The organism is Sphingobium nicotianae, assembly GCF_018603885.1.
In the GTDB taxonomy this organism is placed as follows: Bacteria; Pseudomonadota; Alphaproteobacteria; order Sphingomonadales; family Sphingomonadaceae; genus Sphingobium; species Sphingobium nicotianae.
On the sequence record NZ_JAHGAW010000010.1, the window covers coordinates 189759 to 212055 of the forward strand.

Consider the following 22297-nt stretch of genomic DNA (forward strand, 5'->3'; position numbering starts at 1 on the left):
GGCCTGGCGCTGGTGGGTTGCGCGGCGGCGAGGCGGTCCGTGATCGCCAAAGCAAGCGCATTAAAACCGCACAGGGCAACGACAATCAGCATGCATGAGCACTTTCCAGCGATAAGGGAGCAGCGGCTGCCAGAGCGCGACTGGTCAAGCCGTCCGGCGGCGCGTAAAGGCCCCAGCCCATGCGTGTAGACCTGTTCGACTTCGAGTTGCCGCCGGAGCGGATCGCCCTGCGGCCGGCGAGCCCGCGCGACGCCGCGCGGATGCTTGTGCTGGCAGGCGGCGAGACGCACGACCTGCATGTCTTCGATCTGCCCGGGCAGCTGCGCGCCGGGGATTGCCTCGTCTTCAACGACACGCGAGTGATCCCGGCGCAGCTCGAAGGGCGGCGGGGCGAGGCGAAGGTCGGCGTGACCCTGCACAAGCGCCTCGGCCCGCGCGACTGGCAGGTGTTCGTGCGCAACGCCAAGCGTGTGCGGCCGGGCGACGTCATCGACTTCGCGGCGGACGTGCAGGCGCAGGCCGGCGCGCGCGACGAGGATGGCGGGATGGCGCTCAGCTTCCTGGGCGACGAGCCGGTCGAGCTCCTGCTGGAGCGCGCCGGTCAGATGCCGCTGCCGCCCTATATCGCCAGCAAGCGCGCCACCGATGCGCGCGACCGCGACGATTATCAGACGATGTTCGCGCGCGAGGCAGGCGCGGTGGCGGCGCCGACTGCGGCGCTGCACTTCACGCCGGGGTTGCTGGACGCGCTGGACGCGGCGGGGATCGGGCACGAGACGCTGACCCTGCATGTCGGCGCGGGCACCTTCCTGCCGGTCAAGGCGGATGACACCGACGACCATCGTATGCACGCCGAATGGGGGCGGATCGATGCCGCGACGGCGGCGCGGCTGAACGCGGTGCGCGCGGCCGGCGGGCGACTGATCGCGGTCGGAACCACCAGCCTACGCCTGCTGGAGAGCGCGACAGGTGAGGATGGCATCATCCGGCCCTTCGCCGACGAGACGCGCATCTTCATCACGCCGGGCTATCGCTTTCGCGCGGTGGACGGCCTCATGACCAATTTCCATCTGCCGCGCTCAACCCTGTTCATGCTGGTGAGCGCGCTGATGGGGGCCGAGCGAATGCGCGCTGCCTATGCGCACGCGATCGCGCAGGGCTATCGGTTCTACAGCTATGGGGATGCGAGCCTGCTGCTGCCGGCCTGAAGCTAGCTTCTCGCCATCGTCAGTCGGGCGTCACAGCAATCCCAGCTTGCCCAGTTCCGCCGCCATGTCGCCGGGCAGCGCATCGCCCTCACCCAGCCCCCCCAGGTCCGGCGGCGCGTCCTCCGCCTTGAGATAGCGCCAGCCCTGATGGGCGCGCTTGGGGCGCGGGACGACGGGGATGAGCGTGGGGGCAAGGCGGATCCAGTGCTTGCCGTCCGGCTTCTCGGCGAAGCCCAGGATCGGGCTGCGGCCGATCAGCTGGCCCGACAGGATCCAGTAGAGTGAGCCGCCGTCCATCTCGGCGATGCGCTTGGGGAGATAGCGGGTGGTAAGACGGGCCTCGCCCTGCCCCTCATGCCCTTCCAGCCAGGCGCGCAGCGTGTCCGCGCTCTCGGACTGGAAGGCGATCTTGGTGATGTGAAGCGTCATGGGCGCGGCGGTCAGCTCCCGAGCCCCGCCAGGGTCGCCAAGCCGAGGAAGCTCATGAAGCCCATGCAATCCGTGCACATCGTCACGAACACGGCCGAGGAAATGGCAGGGTCGATGTTGAACCGGTCGAGCGTCACCGGCACGAACACGCCGGCGAGTCCGGCGACGATGTTGTTGATCAGGATCGCTGCGCCGAACACCATGGCCAGCGCCGGATTGTGCCAGATGAAGAAGGCGCCAATGCCGATCAGGATGCCGAGCGACACGCCGTTGGTGGCGGCGATCCGCAGCTCGCGGAAGACGACGCGGCGCGTGTTCGAACTGGTGAGCTGATTGGTGGCGATGGCGCGCACGACCACGGCCAGCGTCTGCGTACCGGCATTGCCGCCCATGCCCGAGACGATGCCCATCAACACGGCGAGCACCGCATATTTGGCGATCTCGGCATCGAACAGGTTGACCACCGTCGCGGCGAGCATGGCCGTCGGCAGGTTGATCAGCAGCCACATCAGGCGGGTGCGGACGGTGAGCAGGATCGGCTGGTTGATGTCGCCATCGCCGGCGCCGGACAGGCGCAGGATATCCTCGCCGGCCTCCTCCTGAATGATGTGCACGATGTCGTCGACGGTGATCATGCCGACGAGGCGCCCGCCCGGATCGACCACGGCGGCGGAAATGAGCGCGTATTTCTGGAAACGCAGCGCGACCTCTTCCTGATCCATGTCGACCGGGATCAGGGTCTGGTCGCGCTTCATGACGTCCGACATGGCGATGTCGCGGGGGCAGCGCAGCACCCAGCTCAGCTGGCAAGTGCCGATCGGCTTGTAAGCCGCATCGACGACGAAGATTTCCCAGAAATCCGACGTCAGATCGACCGTGTCGCGCAGATAGTCGATCGTCTTGCCGACGCTCCACAGCTCCGGCACCGCGACCAGATCCCGCTGCATGAGGCGGCCGGCGGTTTCCTCCGGATAGGAGAGCGCGCTCTCGATCGCCGCGCGGTCCTCGGGCTCCATCGCCTCGAGAACTTCTTGCTGGTCCTCCTTGTCGAGATCCTCAATGATCGCGACAGCGTCGTCCGTGTCCAGCTCGGAGGCGAGTTCGGCGATCTGCTCGTTGGGCAGTGCTTCGACGACATCGTCGCGCACATAATCGTTGAGCTCGGACAGCACTTCGGCGCTGACCAGATCGCCCAGCGCCTCGGTCATCTCGGCGCGGCGCTCGCCAGGCGTCAGCTCAAGCAGATCCGCGATATCGGCGGGATGGAGCGGCTCGACCAGCTTGCGGGCGGTCTCGAAATCGCCCTCGTCGACAGCCTCGAGCACGGCGGCGACGAATTCGGGCTTCAGATGATCGTCCTCGTCGAGATTGGTCTCGATGGGCGCGTCCTGCTCAAGGTCTGGAGCATCGCTGCGCGACGGAGCGGCGGCGGCATCGGTCTCGCTCATGCGCGTCTCCCTGTCCCCGCGCCCGGCCACCATGGCCGCGCTCGCCACCCTTTTGCCCATGCGCCTCGCAAATGCAACAACGCGCGGGGCTTTCCTTGCGCATCCCACGCACTATAGGAGGCCGCTCCATGCCGCCCTCCCCCGGCGGCGCAGAAGGAGCGTTTCAATGGCCGACCAGACCCTCACCCTGACACTCGACAGCGGCGGCGACGTCGTCATCAAGCTGCGCCCGGACCTGGCGCCGGCGCATGTCGAGCAGATCACCACCCTCGCCAAGCAGGGCTTCTATGACGGCGTGGTCTTCCACCGCGTCATCCCCGGCTTCATGGCGCAGGGCGGCGACCCGACCGGCACCGGTATGGGCGGATCGGACCTCCCGGACATCAAGGCCGAGTTCAACGCTCAGCCGCACGTTCGCGGCGTCTGTTCGATGGCGCGCAGCAGCAATCCGAACAGCGCGAACAGCCAGTTCTTCATCTGCTTCGACGACGCGACCTTCCTCGACCGACAGTACACCGCCTGGGGCGAAGTGATCGAAGGCATGGAATATGTCGACGCGCTGCCCAAGGGCGAGCCGCCGCGCACACCGGGCAAGATCCTCAAGGCGACCGTCAGCGACTGATCACGGCCCGTCGCCATCCGTCTCGCAACGGGACGCCCATATGAGCATAAAACGGGTTGGATCGAGAGACCTCTAGAGGAGGCGACGATCCATCCAAGAAAAACTGAACATCAAATGAATGGCCTCGCAGTGTCGCGTAAATGACACAGCGGGGCTCTTCCATTTTTCCGCCACAATTCATTCGGGAACAGTTCAGGCCGGGAGGTCATTTTGAACCGGTGATCGGACACATCTGATCGCGATGCAGGGCCATCCCCTGCTTTGTTTCAACAACAAGGTTCAGTATCATGAAAACTCTTCCCCTCACCACCCTCGCTCTCGCCTTGGCGGCGGGCGTCTCTGCCCCGGCCCTGGCCCAGGATGGCGAGTCCACCAGCCGCATCGAGCCCTATGTGGGCGTGATGGGCGGCCTCCACGATTTCGATAACGACCAGTATAAGGGCGGTCCGCCGAGCGGCTATCGCGGCTGGATCGTCGAGGGCGTCGCAGGCGTAAACTACAATTTCGGTCCCGTCTTCGTGGGTGCCGAGGGCAGCCTGGCCAAGGGTGTCGACAAGGATATCGACTGGGAATACGGCGCCGCCGGTCGCTTCGGCGTGAAGGCTGGCAAGGACAGCATCTTCTTCGCCAAGGTCGGCTATCAGTGGACGCAGTTCGACGGCAGTGCCCGCCCTCCTGTGTCCACCAGCCGCAAGTTTGACGGCACAACCTACGGCTTCGGCACCGAACTCTCGCTCGCCGACCTCGGCGGCAGCCAGGACAGCAGCAATATCCGCCTGCGCGCGCAGGTCGATACGCGTGGCAATTTCCATAGCTTCCGCCCGATGGCAGGTATCGTCGCCAAATTCTGATCCCTTGCTCTTCCTGGGATCGGAGGGCGGCCGGTGCTCGATGGAGCACCGGCCGCCTTTCTCATAAGCGCAACTTTCGTGTCGCTAGTTGCACAGGCCCCGTGCGCGCATCGCGATGCCCACAAGACCGCCCTTGCATTTGGGTTTGCCATCGCCCTGCGGCGTGTCCTCGGACTGCTCGCCCCGTTCCGCCGACCCCATGTCGCCCATGCCCGGCATGCCGATCATGAACATCGTGTTCGAGCGGAAGCGAACGCGCGCCGTCCAGTCCGGCTTCCACGCGACCTTCGGATCGGAGGGGCGCGGCGGATTGGCGAAGTGCAGCTCGGGACCATAGGCATAGAGGCTGCCCATGGTCATTTCACCACCGGCCTGCTTGACCTCGGCGGGGATCTGACAGCTGGTCTGCGTCGGCGGCATCACGGTGCGCGCGGCGATCAGCTTCTGGACGGCGGCGGGCGAGAGCCACTGCCAGAGCGGCCCGCCGAACGCCTGGGTGGCGGACGAGGCCCACCAGACCATGTCGGTCGGCTGGCCGCGGCCCGTCCCCTTCGCGGAGAAGGCCCAGGCATAATAGCCTGTCGCGGCCGCCAGACGGTTCCAGGTCAGCATCACCGAACCGCCCGGCTGCTCGGCCGACCGCGCACTCAGCGGCGGCATGAAATCCTGCGCGAGGTTGAAATTGATCTCGGGCGCATAGCTGCTCACCACTTTGTGCGCGCCGAGCAGCGAGGACGCGGCGCTGAGCGTCTTGCGATCCTTGCCATTGGGCCAGTCGCCATAGGTGCGGCTGTTGGCAGGCGTCACTTCCCATTCGCCGGGCAGGCTCATCGGCGGCGCATAGAGGCCGGGAGGCATCTGTCCCTTGGCGACCTTGGCGAAATCGATGACGATCGGCTGCCCCTTTGGCGCGGTCGCGCCGCATCCCCAGTAGATAAGCAGCCGGCCCTTGGGCGTCTGCGCCTCATAGCCGCCAGGCTCCGATCGGCCCGGCTGCGGGGTGACGAGCGGCACCGATTTGCCGAGCTGGGCACCGGCGGGCATGAAGTGATCGGCGCTTGCGGCGCCGGTCGACGCGCGGGTCGAACCCAGCCGCAGGAGCATCTCGTGCATGGCGCGATTGCCGCCGCCGTTCATCATGGACATCGCGCCGCCGATGCCGCCGCCCATCGCGGCCATGCCGGACATGGTGCCGGCATCGACCGTGTAGCGCGCGATCGGCGGCAGCACCTGCTGCTGTTGCTGCGTGGCGGCCGGCACCGCGAGCAATGACACCACGACCAGGCCCGACGTCATGCGGGCCGTGCGGCGAAGACCTGGATCGAGCATATCATCCCCCTGCTGTTCAGTCCGTGCCAGCTGCCGCATCCACCAGAGCGGTGCCGGAGGCGTGCGTCATAGCGGGCAGGGCCGGACGAGGATTGGACGAATCCGTCAAGGACAGAAACCATTTCCGGTGAGGGCAAGGCGCCCCCGCCGCGCTCGATTATGCCCTCATGCAACATCCGCCGAAGGCGACAATCCAGGAGAGCAAGCCATGGCCATCGATCCCGTTCGCGTCACCCTTGTTCCCCGGGGTGCCGACGCCGATACGGCGGCTGCGCGGCAGATCATCCTCGACCTGAAGCTCGACACGGAGAAGGGCACGAGCAGCGGTCCGTTCCCGGCGTTCGGCCGGATCGGCGACTTCCGCAAGAACGAGACCTTGTTTCCGTTCACGCTCATGATGGACGGACGGCTCGACATGGGCGCCTATGCGAGTGACGCAGAGCGCCAGTCCAAGCTCGACATTCGCGGCGCAAAGCTGGCGGTCGGTGGCGAGGTGGTGCTGACCGACGGGGATGCGAGCGAGACGTTCGTGATCTCGGCGATCGCAAAATTGCTGGACTGAGGCTGACTTTCCATCGCCCCTCCATCACCCCCGTTCGCCCTGAGTAGCCACTTCGACAAACTCAGTGGCTACTCAGGACGAACGGTGTGTTGCTCAGCCGCTGTTGCGCAGCGCCGTGGCGATTGCGTTGATCGAGAGCTGGATGCCCTCGCTGATGCGCGGATCGGTCTCGCCGGCACGGTGGCGCTTGAGCAGCTCGACCTGGAGCAGGTTCAGCGGCTCGATATAGGGCAGGCGCAGGCGGATCGAGGCGTCGAGCGTGGGATTGTCGGCGAGCAGGTGCGGCTGGCCGGTCGCGGTAAGCAGCTGGTCGTGCGCGAGATGCCAGCCTTCGCGGATGCGGCCGAAGATCGCGTCGCCCTCCGCCTTGTCCTCGACCAAAGGCAGATAATGGCCGGCAATCTCCAGATCGGACTTGGCGAGGACCATCTCCATGTTCGCCATCGAGGCACGGAAGAAGGGCCAGCCCTGCGCCATGTCCCGCAGCAGCGCATCGTCGCCAAATTCCTTGAGCGCCTGGCCGACGCCATACCAGCCGGGCAGCATGACGCGCGCCTGCGCCCATGAGAACACCCAGGGAATGGCGCGCAGATCCTCGATGCGATTGCTCTTGGTGCGGCTGGCCGGGCGTGAGCCGATCTTGAGGCCGCTAATCTCCTGGATCGGCGTGAGGCCGCGGAAGAATTCGCGGAAGCCCGGCGTCTCGTAGACGAGATCGCGATAGGCGTGGAAGGCGAGCGAGGAAATCCTGTCCATCGCCTGCTTGAACCGTTCACTGTCCGCCGGAGACAGGCGCTCCGGTTCGAGACTGGCGAGCAAGGCAGCGCTGGTGACGGCCTCGAGATTGATCCGCGCACTTTCCTGCGTGCCATATTTGGCGGCGATGACCTCGCCCTGCTCGGTGATGCGGATGCGGCCCTGCACGGTGCCCGGCGGCTGCGCCTGGATCGCCGCGAAGGAGGAGCCGCCACCGCGCCCGACCGCACCGCCGCGGCCGTGGAAGAGCTGCATGGCGACGCCGGCCGCCTCGAACACCGGGGTCAGCGCGAGGCTCGCTTCGTAGAGCCCCCAGGTGGAAGTGAGATAGCCGCCGTCCTTGTTCGAGTCCGAATAGCCGATCATCACTTCCTGATGGCCGCGCGCGCGCACCAACGCGCCGATCTCGGGCAGCGCGAAATAGGCGGACATGATCCCGGGTGCGGCCTCAAGGTCGGCGATGGTCTCGAACAGGGGCACGGCCATGATCGGCGCCCAGGGCGGCTGATCGCCCTGCGCCGCTTTCCACAGGCCGGCTTCCTTGAGCAGGATGTCGACCTCCAGCATGTCCGAGACGCTCTCGGCCTTGGAGATCAGATAATGGGTGATGCTGGCCGGGCCGTACAGGCTGTGCGCCTCGGCCGCCGCCTGGACGATGCCGAGCTCGGTGGTCGTCTCCTCGCTATATCGGGCGAAGCGTGAGCCGAGCGGGCGGTTGCTGGCCAGCTCGCGGCGCAACAGGGCGACGCGCGCTTCCTCGTCCAGCGCGAGATAGTCAGGCTCGACGCCGGCTTCCTTGAGCAGCTCGGCGACGACGCGCTCGTGGATGGCACTGTTCTGGCGCATGTCGAGTGTCGCGAGATGGAAGCCGAACAATTCGACCGCGCGGATGAGCCGCGCGAGACCACCGCCGGATGCCAGCGTGCCATTGCCTTCCATGGCGAGGCCGCGACCAAGCGTGGCGAGATCGGCGCGCAGATCCTGCGCGCTCTCGTAAGGCACGCCCTTGAGGCGGGAAACACGGGGCGGCGCGCTGCCGATCAGTTTCTCGTAAGTAGCCGCCACCCGCGCATAGATGCCGGCGATAGCGCGGCGATAGGGCTCGTCGCGCCGGCTCGGCGCATCGTCGCCGCTAGCGGCCGCGAGGTCACGCACCGAGGCGGGCACGGCGGCAAGCTCGCTCGAAATCGAGAGTTGCGCGCCGAGTTCGTGCAACGCATCCATGTAATAACGCAATGTCGATCCGCAGGCGCGGCCCAGCGCGAGGCGAAGCTGATCGGCCTGCACGAAGGGATTGCCGTCGCGATCGCCGCCGATCCAGGTGCCGAGACGCAGGAAACCGGGCACGCGCTGGCCGAGCACCCGGTCCCAGCGCGCATAGAGGCCGGGCAGCACCGGCATGAAGATGTCTCGGAAATAAGAGAGCGCATTGTCGATCTCATCGCGCACGAACAGCCGCTCGCGACGCAATGGGCGGGTCTGCCAGAGCAAGGCGATCTGGCGGCTGATCGCATCATCGATCGGCTCACCCTGTTCGGTCTCCGTGGCGCCGGTGTCGCGCAGCACCATGAGATCGGAAATGACGTTGCGATGATCGATCATCGACTTGCGGCGCACTTCGGTCGGGTGCGCGGTGAGCACAGGCACGACCAGCGCCCTTTCGAGCAGTTGCATGATCTGCGCGGGCTGGATGCCGTCACCTTCCAACTTCGCTACGGCGCTCGCGACGTCCGCGCCCGGCTCGGCGGCGACGCCCTGCCTGTCCTCGGCGAGATTGGCGAGCATCGAGAAGAGCATGAAACCGCGCACGAAGGCGAGCGTATCGTCCAGCGTCAGCGCGGAGAGGCCGGAGTCGACGCCCTCGGCCGGCGCTACTCCGCGCGCCCGATCGACCGAGGCGGAGCGGATATATTCGGTCTGCCGAAACAGCCGCTCGCCGCCATAGATGCGGATCACATCCCCCAGCAGCCTCCCGAGATAGCGAATGTCGGGGTTCTGGGAGATCGTGGGCCGGGGTGCATCCATGGAACCGATGCTGCATTGCAACAGGGAGTCGGTCAAGGACGGAGTGGAGGCGTCGGTGGATTTCGCAAAATGCCCCCGAAGGTCACACGAAAGTCACACCATCACGCAGCTTCTCCGGCCTCCCGCGCGGCATGCTCGCGATGAGAAAGAGCGGCTGGCCGAAGCCGAGCGGGCACCAGTCTGGCATGGCCGAAAACATGTAGGACAGCAAAAAAGCTTCCCGCGCCCGACCGCAGGCGGACGCGGCGGCCAGCTGAATTCAAAAGCGCCTGTTGGGCTCAGGCTGGTTCGCCCCAAACGATTTCCGTGACTCGCTGAATGATCACCTCGGTGGCGCCTTTCGCTGCGACAGCGGCGCAGAGGGCAGCATCGAATTCGCTCGCCGCTTCTCCCATTCTGGCCCGCGAGAAGGAGGCGCGGGCATGAAAGGAATCAATATAAGCTTCGATCGATTGGGTCATTGGATCAGGGTCGGTGCTTATACGACCTTGCTCGATGAACAGGCCGCGCGCAGCAATCTCGCGCGCCGTGTCATATGGGCGATAATGTTGCGACGTGGAATAGCGGGCGATCAAGACCACCAGATCTTCCTGCCAGGGCAACGGAAGCGCGCGATTGTCGACGATGGCGAGTTTGCCGCCCGGTATCAGCAGGCCGCGGCATTTGGGCAGGACAGTCGCCCAATCCATCCAGTGAAGGCTCTCGCCTGCGACGATCAGCGCATAGGGACCGATATGCCCAGCCTCTTCGAAGGAAACGGCAGACCAGCGCAGTTTCGGGAGCTGGCCGCCGGGCAGTGCGCGTCCCAGCTCGACCATGGCGGGCGAAATGTCGAGCGCGTCGACCGCGAAGCCACGGCTTGCCAGTGGTCGCGCAAGGAAGCCCGTGCCGCAGCCGATATCGAGAATCGGCCCGGATGCCGGCATGAGGTCGATCAGCCTATCGAACACAGCATCGCCATAACCGGGACGGTTGCGATAGGAGCGCGCGACGTCGAAATCCTCGAAGGCAGCACCCTGCTGAGCGCTCAGAAAGTCGGGTTTGGCGACCGGCTGCATCTCCGGTCAGACCAATGCCTCAGGCATGCTCCAGCGTGCATTGCAGCGGGTGCTGGTTCTGGCGGGCATAGTCCATCACCTGATTGACCTTGGTCTCGGCGACTTCATAGCTGAACACGCCGCAGACGCCGACGCCGCGCTGGTGGACGTGGAGCATGACGCGGGTCGCCTGCTCGATGTCCATGCGGAAGAAGCGCTGGAGCACGTCGACGACGAATTCCATCGGCGTATAGTCGTCGTTGAGCATGAGCACCTTGTAAGGCGTCGGCTTCTTGGTGCGCGTGCGGGTACGCGTGGCGATACCCAGGCCCGGCCCGCCCGGACCTTCTTCATCCTGTCGTCCGGCCATCAACGGCTGGATCCGCGGCGCGCCCATTATCTGCATGACCTAAAAATAGGGTATGGGGTGGCCCGCTGGCAAGGGCCGAACGCCGTTAAGCATAAAAAAGGCGGCCTGCCGAAGCGAGCCGCCCTCTTCATTCCGGATGACGTGCGATCAGGCAGCCAGGGACTTCATCTTCTCGGTGACGATCGACACGCGATTGCTGATCGGCTGCGAGATGTCGCTGGCGAGCTTGAGGATCGTTTCGCTGCTCTTGGCGCTCTCCGACGCGAAGCTGTCGAAGAAGGCACTGACCAGTTCGCTCTGGAGCTGGAAGAACTCGGCCGGGGTCTTGACCGAGGCGAGGCTCTTCATGCTGGCGCTGGTCTTCTCGAAGGACTTGCGGCCGAAGTCCGCGGCGCCCTGGCTCATCGATTCGACGCCCTTGGCGGCAATCTTCGACGATTCGACGACCGCTTCGAGGTTGCCCTTGGTCAGCTCGCCCATTTCCTCGAGCGCCTTGGACGACTTCTCCATCGCCACCTTGGCCTTCTCGCTCATCTCGGTCATCGCGCCCTGAATCCGGGTCTTGGCTTCTTCGGCATAGGTCTTCGCGGTTTCCAGCACATCGGTCATGATCGTATCGCCTTTCGTCTTGAGGGGCGCCGCGACAGGGAAGATGTCGGCAACGGCCATCACTTGAGGGGTTGGTGTTTCGGGTTTTGACTCAGCAATCGGTTGCGGTTCGAGCGACGTCGCGGCCGGTTCGACGGGCGCTTGCGCCATCGCCGGTGCCGCTTCGATGGCGGGCGCTGGTTCAGGCGCCACGACCGGATCCGCGACCGGCGCCCTGGCCACCGGCCATTCGGTCTCTGGCGTCGCCTTCACGACGGGTGCCGGCTTGGCTTTTGCCAACACGGCCGGCTTAGGCGCCGTCTTGATTGCCGGTGCCTTCGCAGCGGCGGGTACGGCGGGCGCTCCCGGTTTCCGCGACTTGGGCTTGGATGGCATTGCCAAAACGACCTCCTGAGTCATTTGTTGCGTTGCAGCATAACGATTTTGTCTGCATTTGGCAAGTCAAATGATGCAGTGCAACAAAACTGTCTTATGCACCCGTTTGTCGCAGATTTTAGCGGCTTACCGCATGCGGACGTAGCGCCCGGGAGCCTCTTCGATCGCGGTAAATTTTCCGGTGCCCGGAATGCGTGCGCCGGTCGCGTCCACCTCCGCAGCGTTATGATCGCGCAGCCACTGCATCCAGTCCGGCCACCAGCTTCCCTTGTTTTCCTGTGCGGCTTTCCGGAACGCCTCGAAGCTCGCCTGCGGGGCCTCACTGGTCCAATATTGATATTTACGCGCGGCCGGCGGATTGACGACGCCAGCAATATGGCCCGAGCCGGCGAGGACGAACCTTCTCTCGCCGGCAAAATAATCCATGATCTTCCAGACGCTGCAGGCCGGCGCGATATGATCCTCGATGCCCGCCTGAATATAAGCGGGCGTTTTGACCAGGCGCAGATCGATCGGCACGTCGTGGATCATCAGGCCGCCGGGCTGGGCGAGACGGTTGTCACGATAGAAATCGGCGAGATAGCTGTGGTGCCATCTGGCCGGCAGGTTGGTCGTGTCGCCATTCCAGTAGAGCAGGTCGAACTCGGGATAGGCATTGCCGAGCAGGTAATTGTTGACGACATAGTTCCAGATCAGATCCTGCCCGCGCAGCAGATTGAAGGTGGCAGCGAGATAGCGGCCATCGAGAAAGCCCTCGGTCGCAAGACTGTCGACCAGCGCGATCTGCTCATCATCGACGAACAGGCCGAGATCGCCGGCCTGCGTGAAATCGACCTGCGCGGTGAAGAAGGTCGCGCTCGCGACCTTGTCCGCCTCGCCGCGCGCCGCGAGCAGCGCGAGGGTCGCGGAAAGCACCGTGCCGGCGACGCAATAACCGATCGTGTGGACGGACGGCACCTCGAGCAGATCGCGCACCGCATCGATCGCGTCGATCTGCGCATCGACATAATCCGCCAGGTCAATGTCGGCGAGGCTGGCATCCGCGGACTTCCAGCTCACCATGAACACGGTGAGCCCCTGCTCCACCGCCCAGCGCACGAAGCTCTTCTGCGGATTGAGATCGAGAATGTAGAAGCGGTTGATCCAGGGTGGGAAGATGACCAGCGGCGTCTCCAGCACGGTCTGTGTCGTCGGGCCATACTGGATGAGCTGATAGAGCGGTGTCTCGTGAACCACCTTGCCCGGCGTCGTCGCGATGTTGCGGCCAAGTTCGAACTTGGAGCCATCGGTATGGGTGAGCTGGCCGCGGTCGAGATCGGTGAGCAGGTGCTGAAGACCCGTGAGCAGATTCTCACCACGCGTCTCGATCGTCTTCTCGACCACCAGCGGATTGGTGAAGGGGAAGTTGGCGGGACTGGCCGCCTCGACGAGACGCTGCGTCATGAAGCGCAGCTTCTCCTTCTCGTGGACATCCAGCCCGTCGACGCTGTCGGCAAGCTGCAGCATATATTCCGACGCGAGCAGATAGATCTGACGGATCAGATCGAACACCGGATTGTCGCGCCAGCGTGGATCGGCGAAGCGGCGATCGAGATCGGCGGGCGACGCCGTCTCCATATTCCCGGCGAGGGGGTTGGCACGGGCGAGAAACTGTTCCCACATGGCCATGCCCTTGCCGGCCATCTGCGTCTGGATCTCGGCGATCTTCTCCAGGTTGGGATGCGCCTCGAGGCTGCGGATCTTGAACGCCCGCTCGGCGAGGTCGGCGCTGCGCTCCAGGATCATCTGCTGGGCCCGGCCGATCAGCCGGGTCCAGTGCTGCATCTCCGCCAGGTCAGGCCCATCGATCACGTCCTGTTTCATCAGATGTGGCCTCAATCTTGTTTTGGTGGCACCAGAGTCGACTGCCAGCTATATGGAGCTTGGTGCCTGCCGACCAAGTGCAATCATGGCAGGCCGTGTTCCAAACGCCATATTGCAATTCAAGGAGATCGACTTCCCAATGTCCGATGAGTTCTACCGCATGAAGCGACTGCCGCCCTACGTTATCGCCGAAGTGAATGCGATGCGGGCAGCGGCGCGCGCGGCGGGCGAGGACATCATCGATCTCGGCATGGGTAATCCCGATCTGCCGCCGCCCCAGCACGTCATCGACAAGCTGGTCGAGGTGGCACAGAAGCCCAGCTCGCACGGCTATAGCCAGTCCAAGGGCATTCCCGGCCTGCGCAAGGCCCAGGCGAACTATTACGCCCGCCGCTTCGGGGTCGAGCTCGATCCCGAGACAGAGGTGGTCGTCACGATGGGCTCCAAGGAGGGTCTCGCCAGCCTTGCCACCGCGATCACCGCGCCCGGCGACGTCGTGCTCGCGCCCAACCCCTCCTACCCGATCCACATGTTCGGCTTCATCATCGCGGGTGCCACGATCCGCTCGGTGCCGACCACGCCGGATGAGGATTACTGGCGCGCGCTCGACCGGGCGATGGCCTTCACGGTGCCGCGCCCGAGTGTGCTGGTCGTCGGCTATCCGAGCAATCCGACCGCCGAGACGGTCGATCTCGCTTTCTACGAGCGGCTGGTCGCCTGGGCCAGGGAGAACAAGGTCTGGGTGCTCTCCGACCTTGCCTATTCCGAGCTTTATTATGATGGCAATCCGACGCCCTCGATCCTGCAGGTACCCGGCGCCAAGGATATCGCGGTCGAGTTCACCTCGCTCAGCAAGACCTATTCGATGGCCGGCTGGCGCATCGGCTTCGCGGTCGGCAATCCCAAGCTGATCGCGGCGCTGACGCGCGTGAAGTCCTATCTCGACTATGGCGCCTTCACGCCGATCCAGGCTGCGGCCTGCGCCGCGCTCAACGGTCCGCAGGACATCGTCCAGCAGAATCGCGAGCTGTATCACAAGCGGCGCGACGTGCTGGTCGAGAGCTTCGGTCGGGCCGGCTGGGACATTCCTGCCCCCAAGGCCTCCATGTTCGCCTGGGCGCCACTGCCTCCGGCGCTCAAGGAGATGGGCAGCCTGGAATTCTCCAAGCAGCTGCTCACCCATGCCAAGGTCGCGGTGGCGCCCGGCGTCGGCTATGGCGAGGATGGCGAGGGCTATGTCCGGATCGCGATGGTCGAGAACGAGCAGCGCCTGCGTCAGGCGGCGCGCAACGTGAAGAAATATCTCCAGTCCATGGGGATCAATACCCCGGCGAGCAAAGGGGCCGCGTGAGCGACCTCTATACGCTGGGCTCCCCGGCGGTCAGCCAGGTCGCGCAGACGATCCAGCTATCGGTGGCGCCGGTCTTCCTGCTCGCGGGGACCGGCGCCTTCCTCAACGTCTGCGCCGGCCGGCTCGCGCGCGTAGTCGACCGCGCGCGAGCGGTCGAGGAATTGGTGCTGAAGAGCCGCGGCCCCGAGCATGACCGGCTGATCGAGGAGATCCACGTCCTCGACAAGCGCATCTCGGTCATCAACGTCGCCATCTTCCTCACCGTGCTCTCGGCGGTGCTGATCTGCATGGTCGTGGTCCTGCTGTTTCTCTCGGAGCTGGTGAACGCGCATTTCGGGACGCTGATCGCCCTGCTCTTCATCGCCTCGATGATCTCGATCGGCGTCGGCTTCGCGATCTTCATCTATGAGACGCGCCTGGGCTCGCGCGCCGTGCATATCCGCAACGAGATTCTTTATCACGAGGCCGGGGACGAAGAACAAAACCGGCGGCCGCATTAACCCGTTAACTTGTCCATAACCTCGTGTCCCATTGGGAAACGGCCAGAAATGGCCTCTTGCGCGGCATCTTAAGAGTCTCTTAGTCATGGCTCATGACCAAGATCGCGCAGCACAGAATGATCAGGATCGGCCTCGCTCTGGGAGCGATGGTGACGGGCGCCGTGGTCGCGATGAGTGTCGCGCCGATGGTCGCGGCCCGCGCCGACACGAACCGCGACGTGCCGCGCCTCGAGGTCGATTTCGGCAATCAGCCCAAGGCGGTCCAGGCTCCTCCGGTGGCGCGTCCCGCCGCCCGGGCACCCGTCGTTGCCCCAAACCCCGCGCCAGCCGTGGCCAATGACGCGATGCGGCTCAAGCGCGTCCTCGTCGTCGACGGACCGTTCCGTCATGGCGACTATGTCTGGGACGATGCCGGCGTGCCGCAGGGCGAAGTGATCATCACCGTCGACGTGAAGGCGCAGACGATCGCCGTGTTCCGCGCCGGCTACCAGATCGGCGCCGCCGTCGTGCTCTATGGCGCGGACGATTATCCGACGCCGATCGGCACCTTCCCGATCAGCCAGAAGGACGCCACGCACCACTCGAACGTCTATAACAATGCGCCGATGCCCTACATGCTGCGGCTCACCAATGACGGCGTCGCAATCCACGCCAGCGAAGTCAAATGGGGCAATGCCACGCATGGCTGCATCGGCGTGCCGCTCGCCTTCGCCAAGCTGCTGTTCGCGCAGGCCAGGATCGGCACCAAGGTGATCGTGACCTCGGGCAAGATGATGGCCGTGCCGCAGGGCACGCAGATGACCCAGGCCGGCGAGATCAACTGACGTCTGGCTCGGGCGTCGCGGCTCCGCTACGGGGAGCCGTCATGTCCGGAACCTTCAGCCTCGTTGTCCCGTCGATGGACCATCTGCCTGCCTACCGGGCCGCGCTGGAGATGGGCTGGTCGCCAAACAATATCGATGGCGAGAAGACCCGGCTTGCCGAACTGGCGGCCATCGATAGCGACGCGCCGGCCTTCCTGACCGCCTCCGACGATCCCGAGGGACGCCTGCCCGGCTACACGGCGCCGGATGGCACCGTGCTCCCCCGCATTCCCGGCTATCGGCGCTGGATGTGGGACGGCGATTTCTGCGGATCGATCAGCTTTCGCTGGTTGCCCGGCACATCGGACCTCCCGCCGCACGTGCTGGGCCATATCGGCTTCGCGGTCATACCGGCGAAGCGCGGTAATGGCTATGCGGCCGGGGCGGTGATGGCGCTGCTGCCCGATGCGCGGTCACGCGGTCTCTCCTACATCGAGATCACCGCCAACGAGGATAACCTGCCCTCGCGCCGTACGATCGAGCGGTGCGGCGGCGTGCTGATCGAGCGCTTCACGAAGATCGCGGCCTATGGCGGCGCGGAGAGCCTGCGCTACCGGATCGCGCTCTGAGGTTTTTGGAAGGGAAATTTCCAACCAGGCAGAGGCAACTCCCTGCCTTCGCCGCGAAGCAGCACAAATGAGAGGGGCCGCCCGGAACCTCTAAGGTTCCGCGCGGCCCATCAGCATGGTCAGCGGCCGGAAATGCCGCCACCCGGGGATTTACGCCGCGTTTCGCTCAATCGAGCGCCGCGCGACCTGCCACCAATGCCTTAGCGGCAGGCTCCCCGAACGGACTTCACCGACCCCATTGCTGAACCATGAGACATCGGATCACCTCCTTTCGCTTAAGTTGAAACTGCTTCGAAGCGGTTTGGCTGAAAGCCGTTTCCCTTCGACAGGTGTAGATGTGAGTCATTCCGCGCTCGCGAACAAGACTTGTATTTATTTTTTTTCGAATCATACTCATGCGTCCGCGCTTCGAACCGGGCGCGCCGCCGAAAACCTAGTTTCGGCAATCCTCGATCACGCGCGAAATTTCCGCCCAGGCCGGCACGATCAGCCGCGTGCGGCCTGCCACCTCGATCGCGATGCGGCCGCGCGAATAAGCGATCTGGTCAAAGCCGGGATCGCTCGCGGGGCGCGAGACGGTGAGCATCGCAACGCCGCTGGCGGCCGGACTCGTCACCACACCGGCCCACTGCAATGCGCCGAAGCTGGTACGGACTGTCATCGCCCGCGCGACGGGCGCCACACCCCGAACGCTCAACTCGATCTGCCGCGTGGCGGGACGGCATCCAATCACCACAATGTCTTGCCCGAAGGACGCTGCTTTCACACCGTCCTGCGTGAGGTAGGTCCAGGTGCCAGGTGCCACCGGTGCTTCTTCCCAGTCCAGATTGGACGGGGTCGCCGGGGTGGGCGCTGGTGTGGGCTTGGGAGCCGGCGGAGTTGGGGGCGGCGGCGCGGCTCGCGGTGACGGCACGGCCTGGCAGCCCGCCAACAGGACCGACGTCAAAAACGCTCCGGCGCGCAGCCGCGCGATCATCGCAATCTTGGGCATGGTCACGGCCTAGGGTCTGAACTCAGTTGGAACGGGGTCGAGACGGAGCAAATTTTGGCGCCGGCCAGGAGCAGGGAGGGAGCGATGGTTTCCATCGTGACCGACGCGCGACGCCGCCTGGCGCCAAAAGACGCCCGCCGCGGCGCGCTTGCCCATGGAAGGCCGCCGAGCGGCGTCGCTTGCTTGCGCGTAGCTTTAGCTACGCGACTGCGCAGCGCTCCTTGTCGGCGGCCTTCCATGGGCAATCTCGATCCCCGTTCCAACTGAGTTCAGACCCTAGTCTGGCCGCTTCCCCGGACAACCCATTTATAGGTGGTCAGCCCTTCCAGCGCGACAGGGCCGCGCGCGTGCATCCGTCCGGTCGAAATGCCGATCTCCGCGCCCAGGCCAAACTCGCCGCCGTCGGCAAACTGGGTCGAGGCGTTCCACATGACGATGGCACTGTCGCAACGGGCGAGGAACTGCTCGGCGACGCTCTCGTCATTAGTCACGATCGCGTCGGTATGATGGCTGCCGTGGCTGGCGATATGGGCGAGCGCCTCGTCCAAGCCGTCGACGACGCGCGCGGACAGGATCGAATCGAGATATTCGGTGTCCCAATCGCCATCCTCGGCCGGCTCGACGCGCGGATCGAGCTTGCGGACCGCCTCATCGCCGCGCACTTCGCAGCGCGCATCGAGCAGTGCGGTCACCAGCGCTTCGCGCTCAGGGAAGGCGCGGTCGATCAGCAGTGTCTCCATCGCGCCGCAAATACCGGTGCGCCGCATCTTGGCGTTGACGACGATGTCGCGCGCCATCTGCGGATCGGCAGCGGCGTGCACATAGGTGTGGCAGATGCCGTCGAGATGGGCGAGCACGGGCACGCGCGCCTCCTCCTGCACGCGCGCGACGAGGCTCTTGCCCCCGCGCGGCACGATGATGTCGATGAGGCCGACCGCGCGCAGCATCGCGCCGACGACGGCCCGGTCGGTGGTCGGCACGAACTGCACCGCATCGGCCGGCAGCCCCGCCTCGGTGATGCCCTTGACCATCGCGGCGTGGATCGCGCGGTTGCTCTCGACCGCCTCGGAGCCGCCGCGCAGGATGACCGCATTGCCCGAGCCGAGGCCGAGCGCCGCCGCGTCCGCCGTCACATTGGGGCGGCTCTCGTAGATGATGCCGATCACGCCGAGCGGCACGCGCACGCGGCTGAGCTTCAGGCCGTTGGGCCGCACCGTCTCGTCGATCAGCTTGCCGACCGGATCCTCCAGGCTCGCCACCTGCTCGACCGCATCGGCCACCGCCGCGACCCGTTTCTCGTCCAGACGGAGCCGGTCAAGCATCGCCGAGGAGAGGCCGTTGGCCGCGCCGCGCTCCATGTCGATGCGGTTGGCGAGGATGATCTTGGCCGTCGCATCACGCAGCGCCCGCGCCGCCGCGACCAGCGCCTCGCCCTTCTGCGCGCTCGATGCCAGCGCCATCTCGGCGGCCGCGCGCCGCGCCTTGGCACCCATCATGGCGATCAGCATCTCGGGCGTTTGCGTCAGGTCGTTCATCGGGGATAGTGTCCTGTCGGGATCGAAGGGCGTCCCCATAGCATGCGCCAAGAGTCGCGCAAATGCCCGCAACCGGATGATTGACCGCACGTTTTGCCAGTCAGCCCATGAGGAGCCATCATGTCCGCCAAATTATTCGCTGTGCCTGCACTGCTCCTCGCCGCAACGATGCTCTCCAGTTGCGGGCGCCAGCCCTCCCACGACAATCAGTCGAACATGACGGCGCAGCAGGCCGATGCCGCACTGGACGATGCCATGAACGGCGTGGAGGATGCCGACGTCGACCAGCCGGGCGCGCTCATCCCGCCCGCGCCGGGCGAGGTCGGCGGCCTGCCGGACGATCGCGAGCCGCTGAACGAACGTGCGGCACGCATCCCGACCAGCGTCGAGGCCTCGGGCGCGACGATCGAGCGCTGGGGCTTCGCGCTGGCCGAGGGGCGCTATGGCGACGCCTATCGGCTATGGCGCGACGAGGGCAGGCAGAGCGGCATGACGCAGGCGCAATTCGCCGACTCCTATCGCAAATATAGCGAGATCCATGTGCTGGTCGGGCGGCCGCAGGCGGGCGGCACGCAGACGGCGCGGGTGCCGGTGCAGGTCTATGGGCGGCTGCGCGACGGCGGGCGCCCCTTCAACCTGATCGGCATGATGACATTGGCGCGCAACCCGAATGGCCAGCAGGGCGAGGCCGGGCAGACGCCCTGGCTGATCGCCGCCTCCGAATTGCAGCCGCGCGGAACGGTCCGGATCGCGTCGCCGGAAGGCGAGAAGGCGGCGCGCATCCCGGCGGCCTTCCGGGGGACCTGGTCGGGCACGGCGGCGACCTGCGGCAAGCCGGGCGACGACATGCGTCTCGCGGTCAATGTCGACAGCCTGGTCTTCTACGAAAGCGAAGGCAGGGTGACGGCCGTCAGGCCGCTCGGCGCCAATCGGATCGAAGTGACGGCCAACTACAGTGGCGAAGGGGACGAATGGTCGGACAAATCGGTGCTCGCTTTGTCGGACGGCGGCGTCGCGCTGACGATCGGCAAGGTGAAGCGCGTGCGCTGCATGACCTGAGCCTGCACCATGCCTGAACTAAAACACCGTTCTAAACGAGAAACTTACCCGCCACTCTTCATCAGCAATAGCAGCGCCACGATCAGGATCGCGAAGGCCTGAAACATCACGCGGCCCATCATCGCCTTGTTCTGCTTGAGGCTGGACTGGCTGGGGCCGGCGGCGTTGTTCTTGAGGTCTTCCTCGGTCGTCTTGAGGAAGGTGATGATCCCCCGCACGAGCATGAACAGCGCGCCGCCCATGGCGGCCAGCAGCAGAAGGATGAGAAGGACATTGCCCATTGGTTGAAACTCCTTGCCCTCGATCTAGGCGTCCGCGAGCCCGATTCCAAGCGGGAAGCGCCCCGCGCGCAGATCGTCGGCCAGCGTGCGCCCGTCCATACCGCCCTCCCGCAGTTCGGCGAGGCTGAGGCCAAGGCTGCGTTTGGCGAGGCGCTTGCCCCGCGCGTCAACGATCAGCGGGTGGTGGCGGTAGAGCGGCGATGGCAGGCCGAGCAATGCCTGCAAGGTGCGATGCGCGTGGGTCGAGGCGAACACATCCTCCCCGCGCACGACATGCGTCACGCCCTGCTCCGCATCGTCGACCACGACGGCGAGATGGTAGCTCGCCGGGCGATCACGGCCCTTGACGATGAGATCGCCGAGCGCACCCGGATCGACCGGCACTGTCCCGGCTCGTTCGTCCCGCCAGGTCAGCGGCCCGGTCCGCGCCAACGCCGTGGCCATGTCGAGGCGCCAGCTATGTGGATCGCCTGCCGCGATCCGCGACGCGCGCGCGTCAGCGCTCAGCGACCGGCAGGTGCCCGGATACAGCGGCCCGTCGGCGCCATGCGGGGCATGGAGGCTGGCGGCGACTTCCCGCGCAATGTCACCGCGCGTGCAGAAGCAGGGATAGGCGACGCCGAGCCGCTTCAGCTGCTCTAGCGCCGCGTTATAGACCGCGAGCCGCTGCGACTGGATGACCACCTCGTCCCACTCCAGACCGAGCCAGTGCAGATCCTCATAGATGCCCTCGACAAATTCCGGCCGGCAGCGCGTGACGTCCGTGTCCTCGATGCGCAGCAGGAAGCGCCCGCCAGCTTCACGCGCAAGATCAAAGGCCTGGAGGGCGGACCAGCCATGGCCTATATGGAGCCGCCCGGTTGGACTGGGCGCAAAGCGAGTCACCAGATGTCGTGGAGCAACAGTTTGGTTCATACTAGCTCTTGACGGCGCCTTATTGTCTCTGCTGTCATGATGGCGTCATGCTTCTCTTCGAGAGATCGCGACGCAACGGTGAGGGGCACGAGCACGCATGTATCATCCCGAACGAATTCGCCATGCAGAAAACTGTCCGGCCTTGGTCCTCAATGCGGACTATACGCCGCTTTCCTATTATCCGCTGAGCCTCTGGCCCTGGCAAACCGCCATCAAGGCGGTTTTTTTGGATCGGGTGGACATCGTCGACAGCTATGACCGGGAAGTCCATTCGCCCAGCTTCCAGATGAAGATCCCCTCGGTCATCGCGCTCAAGCAATATGTGCGGCCGAGCGAATATCCCGCCTTCACGCGCTTCAACCTGTTCCTGCGCGACAAATTCTCCTGTCTTTATTGCGGATCGACCAAGGATCTGACGTTCGACCATGTCGTGCCGCGCCGCGCGGGCGGGCGCACCACCTGGGAGAATGTCGCGACGGCCTGCTCGCCCTGCAATCTCAAGAAAGGCGGCCGCACGCCGCGCGAGGCCAACATGGCGATGCGCGACACGCCGATCCGTCCGACGAGCTGGCAGCTCCAGGATCATGGTCGCGCCTTCCCGCCCAACCATCTCCACGAGAGCTGGCACGACTGGCTTTATTGGGATGTCGAGTTGCTGGCTTAGCCAAACTTGTAGCCCCTCCCGTTGGGCTTCGCTCGCCTTCGGCTCAGGGGAGGGGTTGGGGTGGGGCTGCAACCCCGCAGATCGC

22 protein-coding genes are annotated in these 22297 nt (G+C 65.3%); 10 read left to right on the forward strand and 12 right to left on the reverse strand.

All coding sequences use genetic code 11. The annotated features are described in order from the left end of the window. Positions 1–179: 179 nt before the first annotated feature. Positions 180–1208, forward strand: a complete 1029-nt coding sequence (gene queA / locus KK488_RS15740; RefSeq protein WP_214624654.1) for a tRNA preQ1(34) S-adenosylmethionine ribosyltransferase-isomerase QueA — start codon at positions 180–182, stop codon at positions 1206–1208. A 30-nt stretch (positions 1209–1238) separates the two neighbouring features. Here queA and KK488_RS15745 read toward each other — a convergent pair whose 3' ends face one another. Continuing rightward, positions 1239–1637 carry a DUF1489 family protein gene (locus KK488_RS15745; RefSeq protein WP_214624655.1) on the reverse strand — a complete coding sequence of 133 codons (399 nt, stop codon included), beginning with the start codon at positions 1635–1637 and terminating at the stop codon, positions 1239–1241. Between the two features lie 11 nt (positions 1638–1648). After that, positions 1649–3085, reverse strand: coding sequence for a magnesium transporter (mgtE, locus tag KK488_RS15750; RefSeq protein WP_214624656.1), 1437 nt, complete (start codon positions 3083–3085; stop codon positions 1649–1651). Between the two features lie 166 nt (positions 3086–3251). On the opposite strand from mgtE, the gene KK488_RS15755 reads away from it, so the two are divergent. Next, on the forward strand, positions 3252–3707 hold the full coding sequence (locus tag KK488_RS15755) for a peptidylprolyl isomerase (RefSeq protein ID WP_214624657.1): 456 nt from the start codon (positions 3252–3254) through the stop codon (positions 3705–3707). 287 nt (positions 3708–3994) lie between these two features. Beyond that, the gene (locus tag KK488_RS15760; protein ID WP_214624658.1) at positions 3995–4558 is read left to right on the forward strand and encodes an outer membrane beta-barrel protein; all 564 of its coding nucleotides are present in this window, start codon (positions 3995–3997) and stop codon (positions 4556–4558) included. An 84-nt stretch (positions 4559–4642) separates the two neighbouring features. Here the strand turns inward: KK488_RS15760 and KK488_RS15765 are convergent, their stop codons facing one another. Beyond that, the gene (locus KK488_RS15765; RefSeq protein WP_250890520.1) at positions 4643–5887 is read right to left on the reverse strand and encodes a hypothetical protein; all 1245 of its coding nucleotides are present in this window, start codon (positions 5885–5887) and stop codon (positions 4643–4645) included. Positions 5888–6095: 208 nt separating this feature from the next. Between KK488_RS15765 and KK488_RS15770 the strand changes: the two genes are divergently transcribed. Then, positions 6096–6449 carry a hypothetical protein gene (locus tag KK488_RS15770; RefSeq protein ID WP_214624659.1) on the forward strand — a complete coding sequence of 118 codons (354 nt, stop codon included), beginning with the start codon at positions 6096–6098 and terminating at the stop codon, positions 6447–6449. 93 nt (positions 6450–6542) lie between these two features. Here KK488_RS15770 and ppc read toward each other — a convergent pair whose 3' ends face one another. From ppc to KK488_RS15795, 5 genes are all read right to left on the reverse strand, one after another. Then, on the reverse strand, positions 6543–9230 hold the full coding sequence (ppc, locus tag KK488_RS15775; RefSeq protein WP_214624660.1) for a phosphoenolpyruvate carboxylase: 2688 nt from the start codon (positions 9228–9230) through the stop codon (positions 6543–6545). 278 nt (positions 9231–9508) lie between these two features. Beyond that, positions 9509–10288 carry a class I SAM-dependent methyltransferase gene (locus KK488_RS15780; protein WP_214624661.1) on the reverse strand — a complete coding sequence of 260 codons (780 nt, stop codon included), beginning with the start codon at positions 10286–10288 and terminating at the stop codon, positions 9509–9511. Between the two features lie 19 nt (positions 10289–10307). Further along, a complete protein-coding gene (clpS, locus tag KK488_RS15785; RefSeq protein ID WP_246605954.1) occupies positions 10308–10637 on the reverse strand; it encodes an ATP-dependent Clp protease adapter ClpS in 330 nt (109 codons plus the stop codon). A gap of 147 nt (positions 10638–10784) precedes the next feature. Next, entirely contained in the window at positions 10785–11306 is a 522-nt protein-coding gene (locus KK488_RS21440; protein WP_250890554.1) for a phasin family protein, read from the reverse strand. Between the two features lie 441 nt (positions 11307–11747). Beyond that, positions 11748–13487, reverse strand: coding sequence for a PHA/PHB synthase family protein (locus tag KK488_RS15795; RefSeq protein ID WP_214624687.1), 1740 nt, complete (start codon positions 13485–13487; stop codon positions 11748–11750). A 136-nt stretch (positions 13488–13623) separates the two neighbouring features. Between KK488_RS15795 and KK488_RS15800 the strand changes: the two genes are divergently transcribed. The 4 genes from KK488_RS15800 to KK488_RS15815 all read left to right on the forward strand — a co-directional run bounded on the left by KK488_RS15800 (position 13624) and on the right by KK488_RS15815 (position 16767). Further along, positions 13624–14835 carry an LL-diaminopimelate aminotransferase gene (locus KK488_RS15800; protein ID WP_214624664.1) on the forward strand — a complete coding sequence of 404 codons (1212 nt, stop codon included), beginning with the start codon at positions 13624–13626 and terminating at the stop codon, positions 14833–14835. Next, positions 14832–15335, forward strand: a complete 504-nt coding sequence (locus tag KK488_RS15805; protein ID WP_349356908.1) for a DUF2721 domain-containing protein — start codon at positions 14832–14834, stop codon at positions 15333–15335. The genes KK488_RS15800 and KK488_RS15805 overlap by 4 nt, the downstream gene beginning before the upstream one ends. A gap of 92 nt (positions 15336–15427) precedes the next feature. Continuing rightward, the gene (locus KK488_RS15810; RefSeq protein ID WP_250890522.1) at positions 15428–16159 is read left to right on the forward strand and encodes a L,D-transpeptidase family protein; all 732 of its coding nucleotides are present in this window, start codon (positions 15428–15430) and stop codon (positions 16157–16159) included. 41 nt (positions 16160–16200) lie between these two features. Further along, a complete protein-coding gene (locus tag KK488_RS15815) occupies positions 16201–16767 on the forward strand; it encodes a GNAT family N-acetyltransferase (protein ID WP_214624665.1) in 567 nt (188 codons plus the stop codon). 433 nt (positions 16768–17200) lie between these two features. On the opposite strand, the gene KK488_RS15820 is transcribed toward KK488_RS15815, so the two are convergent. Beyond that, positions 17201–17758, reverse strand: a complete 558-nt coding sequence (locus tag KK488_RS15820) for a hypothetical protein (protein WP_214624690.1) — start codon at positions 17756–17758, stop codon at positions 17201–17203. Between the two features lie 269 nt (positions 17759–18027). Next, positions 18028–19293, reverse strand: coding sequence for a glutamate-5-semialdehyde dehydrogenase (locus KK488_RS15825; RefSeq protein WP_214624666.1), 1266 nt, complete (start codon positions 19291–19293; stop codon positions 18028–18030). A gap of 120 nt (positions 19294–19413) precedes the next feature. On the opposite strand from KK488_RS15825, the gene KK488_RS15830 reads away from it, so the two are divergent. Continuing rightward, positions 19414–20352, forward strand: a complete 939-nt coding sequence (locus KK488_RS15830; RefSeq protein WP_214624667.1) for a hypothetical protein — start codon at positions 19414–19416, stop codon at positions 20350–20352. 44 nt (positions 20353–20396) lie between these two features. On the opposite strand, the gene KK488_RS15835 is transcribed toward KK488_RS15830, so the two are convergent. Beyond that, positions 20397–20633 carry an HIG1 domain-containing protein gene (locus KK488_RS15835; RefSeq protein ID WP_214624668.1) on the reverse strand — a complete coding sequence of 79 codons (237 nt, stop codon included), beginning with the start codon at positions 20631–20633 and terminating at the stop codon, positions 20397–20399. A 24-nt stretch (positions 20634–20657) separates the two neighbouring features. Further along, a complete protein-coding gene (gluQRS, locus tag KK488_RS15840; protein ID WP_214624669.1) occupies positions 20658–21548 on the reverse strand; it encodes a tRNA glutamyl-Q(34) synthetase GluQRS in 891 nt (296 codons plus the stop codon). A gap of 97 nt (positions 21549–21645) precedes the next feature. On the opposite strand from gluQRS, the gene KK488_RS15845 reads away from it, so the two are divergent. Next, positions 21646–22212, forward strand: a complete 567-nt coding sequence (locus KK488_RS15845; protein WP_214624670.1) for an HNH endonuclease — start codon at positions 21646–21648, stop codon at positions 22210–22212. Positions 22213–22297: the final 85 nt, after the last annotated feature.

Coding starts and splice junctions, on each gene's coding strand:
- KK488_RS21440 (WP_250890554.1), bottom strand. CDS start 11,306: ATGGCCGTTGCCGACATCTTCCCTGTCGCGGCGCCCCTCAAGACGAAA.
- KK488_RS15755 (WP_214624657.1), top strand. CDS start 3,252: ATGGCCGACCAGACCCTCACCCTGACACTCGACAGCGGCGGCGACGTC.
- KK488_RS15830 (WP_214624667.1), top strand. CDS start 19,414: ATGTCCGCCAAATTATTCGCTGTGCCTGCACTGCTCCTCGCCGCAACG.
- KK488_RS15810 (WP_250890522.1), top strand. CDS start 15,428: ATGACCAAGATCGCGCAGCACAGAATGATCAGGATCGGCCTCGCTCTG.
- KK488_RS15765 (WP_250890520.1), bottom strand. CDS start 5,887: ATGCTCGATCCAGGTCTTCGCCGCACGGCCCGCATGACGTCGGGCCTG.
- queA (WP_214624654.1), top strand. CDS start 180: ATGCGTGTAGACCTGTTCGACTTCGAGTTGCCGCCGGAGCGGATCGCC.
- clpS (WP_246605954.1), bottom strand. CDS start 10,637: ATGGCCGGACGACAGGATGAAGAAGGTCCGGGCGGGCCGGGCCTGGGT.
- KK488_RS15815 (WP_214624665.1), top strand. CDS start 16,201: ATGTCCGGAACCTTCAGCCTCGTTGTCCCGTCGATGGACCATCTGCCT.
- KK488_RS15745 (WP_214624655.1), bottom strand. CDS start 1,637: ATGACGCTTCACATCACCAAGATCGCCTTCCAGTCCGAGAGCGCGGAC.
- mgtE (WP_214624656.1), bottom strand. CDS start 3,085: ATGAGCGAGACCGATGCCGCCGCCGCTCCGTCGCGCAGCGATGCTCCA.
- KK488_RS15845 (WP_214624670.1), top strand. CDS start 21,646: ATGTATCATCCCGAACGAATTCGCCATGCAGAAAACTGTCCGGCCTTG.
- ppc (WP_214624660.1), bottom strand. CDS start 9,230: ATGGATGCACCCCGGCCCACGATCTCCCAGAACCCCGACATTCGCTAT.
- KK488_RS15835 (WP_214624668.1), bottom strand. CDS start 20,633: ATGGGCAATGTCCTTCTCATCCTTCTGCTGCTGGCCGCCATGGGCGGC.
- gluQRS (WP_214624669.1), bottom strand. CDS start 21,548: ATGAACCAAACTGTTGCTCCACGACATCTGGTGACTCGCTTTGCGCCC.
- KK488_RS15825 (WP_214624666.1), bottom strand. CDS start 19,293: ATGAACGACCTGACGCAAACGCCCGAGATGCTGATCGCCATGATGGGT.
- KK488_RS15780 (WP_214624661.1), bottom strand. CDS start 10,288: ATGCAGCCGGTCGCCAAACCCGACTTTCTGAGCGCTCAGCAGGGTGCT.
- KK488_RS15800 (WP_214624664.1), top strand. CDS start 13,624: ATGTCCGATGAGTTCTACCGCATGAAGCGACTGCCGCCCTACGTTATC.
- KK488_RS15770 (WP_214624659.1), top strand. CDS start 6,096: ATGGCCATCGATCCCGTTCGCGTCACCCTTGTTCCCCGGGGTGCCGAC.
- KK488_RS15760 (WP_214624658.1), top strand. CDS start 3,995: ATGAAAACTCTTCCCCTCACCACCCTCGCTCTCGCCTTGGCGGCGGGC.
- KK488_RS15820 (WP_214624690.1), bottom strand. CDS start 17,758: ATGCCCAAGATTGCGATGATCGCGCGGCTGCGCGCCGGAGCGTTTTTG.